Source organism: Sphingopyxis sp. (assembly GCF_036402335.1).
Classification (GTDB): Bacteria; Pseudomonadota; Alphaproteobacteria; order Sphingomonadales; family Sphingomonadaceae; genus Sphingopyxis.
This window is the reverse complement of sequence record NZ_DASWTD010000402.1, coordinates 1-2,988: the sequence shown is the minus strand read 5'-3', so window position 1 is coordinate 2,988 and position 2,988 is coordinate 1. Positions and strand designations below refer to the sequence as shown.

The 2,988-nt window shown below is 69.3% G+C and carries 3 protein-coding genes and 1 pseudogene; all 4 read right to left on the bottom strand.

Features of this window, described 5'->3' with window-relative positions:
* Window positions 1–221 (bottom strand): annotated as a pseudogene (locus VGD20_RS12985) (class I SAM-dependent RNA methyltransferase); the annotation flags it as partial.
* Window position 222: 1 nt separating this feature from the next.
* A complete protein-coding gene (locus VGD20_RS12980) occupies window positions 223–1,578 on the bottom strand; it encodes an NAD(P)H-hydrate dehydratase (protein WP_331134850.1) in 1,356 nt (451 codons plus the stop codon).
* A 21-nt stretch (window positions 1,579–1,599) separates the two neighbouring features.
* Complete coding sequence (locus VGD20_RS12975; protein ID WP_331134849.1) at window positions 1,600–1,989, bottom strand: hypothetical protein; 390 nt, start codon at window positions 1,987–1,989, stop codon at window positions 1,600–1,602.
* Window positions 1,986–2,988, bottom strand: a 1,003-nt coding sequence (locus tag VGD20_RS12970) for a dihydroxy-acid dehydratase (RefSeq protein ID WP_331134848.1), incomplete at its 5' end; no start/stop codon positions are given. The genes VGD20_RS12970 and VGD20_RS12975, both read right to left, overlap by 4 nt.

Genomic DNA, 2,988 nt, shown 5'->3' with positions numbered 1-2,988 from the left:
CGGACGAAATCGGCAAGTGCAGGCTCGGCGACATGCTGCAGCTGGCAACCGCCGCATTTGCCGAAATGGCGGCAGGCAGGTTCGGCGCGGTTCGGCCCCGGAATGATGATCCCGTCGTCGCGCACGCGATCGCCGGGAACGCCCCCCGCGATATGGCGGCCGTCGCCCGTCACGCCATCGCCGCGCGCGGCGATGCGCTCGATCAGCGCAGCTTCACTCATTTCATTCCCTAACCAGATCGTCGGCGACAAGGCCGGGGCCTATACGCGCCGCCTGCGCAATATGCCAACCCACCGCAGCGACGGCGGCGTCGAAGGCATCCCCGCCGCGCGCGAGCATCGCGCCGCACGCGCCCGCGAGCACGTCGCCCGAGCCCGCGGTCGCGAGCCAAGGACTGCCCGGCCACGCCGCGGCGACACGCCCGTCGGGTGCCGCGATGATCGTGTCGGCGCCCTTGTAGATCACGACCGCCTGCGTCCGCACCGCCGCGGCCTTCGCGCGGTCGATCTTGCTGCCATAGAGTTGCGGAAAAGCGCGCGCGAACTCGCCTTCGTGCGGGGTCAGGATGGCCTTGCGCGGCGTTTCGGACAGGCGCGGCAGCGCCGCCTCGATCGCCGCCGCGTCGAGCACGAGCGGTTTGCCCGAATCGAGCGCCGCCTCGACATCGAACAGCAGGTCGTCGCCCGCCGGAAATCCGGGGCCGATCACCACCGCTCCGACGCGCGGATCGTCGAGCCGCTCGCCGAACTTCGCATCGCTTTCGGTGATGATCGCCGAAAAGGGCGCGCGCTCGCTGCCGTCGAGCACGACATAGCCCGCGCCCGCACGCAACGCCGCCGCGGCGGTCAGCCCCGCGGCACCGCGCATCGGGCCGGCGAAAACGAGCACCATGCCGCGGGTGAATTTATGCGCCGCCGCATCGGGCGCCCGGGCCTGCGCGCCGGGCAGCGTATGCATGGCGCGGTTCGCACAAATGCCGATCGGCGCTAGGAGCACGCGCCCGCACGCCGACGCGCTGGGCAACAGGACATGCGCAGGCTTGAGCGCGCCGAGCGCCAGCGTGACATCGGCAGACAGCGGCGGAGTCCAGTCCGCCACCCCGTCGCCATCGGCTCCGCTCGGCACATCGACGGCAAGAATTCGGCGATCGGAAAATCCGCGCAGCACCGCCGACAGATCGTCCGCCAGCGGCCGCGACAAGCCGACCCCGAACAGCGCATCGACCACCAGCGGCGCGGACCGTGTCCCGCCGTCCAGCGCCTCGACCGGTCCCTCCCAACTCGCCCGCGCCGCCTTGGCGAGCTTGGTCGCAGGCTCGGCCAGCGCCGCCACGCGAACCGGCGCGCCGCGTCCGGCGAGCAGCCGCGCGGCAACATAACCGTCGCCGCCGTTGTTACCCGGACCGCACAGGATCAGGATCGGCGCGCCAGCTGCCATCCGCCACGCGGTATCGGCGACGGCCGCACCGGCACCCTCCATCAATTCGGACAGCGACGTGCCCTGCACCGCGCAGGCGGCCTCGGCCTCGCGCATCGCGGCGGTGGTCAGGACGGGAGCATCGGCGGGGACGGGCATCATCGTCCCGTAGCATGATTTCGGCTATTTCGCGCCGCCGGTGTTCGCGGGCAAGCGATAGCGGTCATGGCCCACCGCGACTTCGATCACATTGTCGCCAACGATGCTGACCTTCGCGGGCTCGGCACCGTCGGCCGACACCACGCCGCGCCCGTCGGTGGTGATCTGCAGGCGACGATATCCGACATTGCTGCGCCCGACGACGAGCACCGTTCCATCGGCGCCGCTCATTTCCTCGACGGTGCAGGTGCGGTCGAACAGCTTGGCGCCTTCGAGCGCGCATTCGATACGGCCATTCTCGGCCGCCTCGCGCGAACCCCGCGCTTCGGCTTCGGCCAGTTCGCCATTGTCGGGCGCGCGATTGCACGCCGCGAGCAGCAAGAGCGGAAGGATCGCGCCCCGTTTCGATATCATGTCTTGCCCACCTTCAGTTGCGACAGGTCGCGTACTGCGCCGCGCGCAGCACTGGTCGTCATCGCGGCATAAGCCTGAAGTGCTACCGAAACCTTGCGCGGGCGCGGCCTCGCGGGCTGCCATGCTGCCTCACCTTTCGCCTCCATCGCCGCGCGCCGTTCGGCGAGCACGCTATCGGCGACCATCAGGTTGATCGTGCGCTTCGGGATATCGATCTCGATCGTGTCGCCATTCTCGACCAGCCCGATCGTGCCGCCCTCCGCCGCTTCGGGCGACGCATGGCCGATCGACAGCCCCGATGTGCCACCCGAAAAACGTCCGTCGGTGACCAGCGCGCACGCGGCGCCCAGCCCCTTCGACTTGAGGTAACTCGTCGGATAGAGCATTTCCTGCATCCCCGGTCCGCCCTTCGGCCCTTCGTAGCGGATGACGACCACATCGCCCGCCTCGACCTGTCCGGTGAGGATACCCGCAACCGCGGCGTCCTGGCTTTCATAGACCTTCGCAGGACCGGTGAACTTCAAAATACTCTCGTCGACCCCCGCGGTCTTCACGATGCAGCCGTCGAGCGCGATATTACCCGACAGCACGGCCAGCCCGCCGTCCTGGCTGAAGGCATGGTCGGCCGACCGGATAACCCCGCCCTCGCGGTCGAGGTCGAGATCGTCCCAGCGCCGGTCCTGGCTGAACGCCGTCTGCGTCGGCACCCCGCCGGGCGCCGCCATGAAGAATTTCTGCACATCGGGGTCGTTGGTGCGCGAGATGTCCCATTTGTTGAGCGCATCGCCCAGCGTCGCGCTGTGCACCGTCGGCAGATGCGCGTGGAGCAGCCCCGCCCGCTCCAGCTGGCCGAGGATCGCCATGATCCCGCCGGCGCGATGGACATCCTCCATATGGACGTCCGACTTGGCCGGCGCGACCTTCGACAGGCACGGCACACGCCGCGAGAGCCGGTCGATATCGTCCATCGTGAAATCGACCCCCGCCTCGAACGCTGCG

Excerpts from the sequence above, each read along its gene's own strand:
- VGD20_RS12980 (WP_331134850.1), bottom strand. The coding sequence starts at position 1,578 with ATGATGCCCGTCCCCGCCGATGCTCCCGTCCTGACCACCGCCGCGATG.
- VGD20_RS12975 (WP_331134849.1), bottom strand. The coding sequence starts at position 1,989 with ATGATATCGAAACGGGGCGCGATCCTTCCGCTCTTGCTGCTCGCGGCG.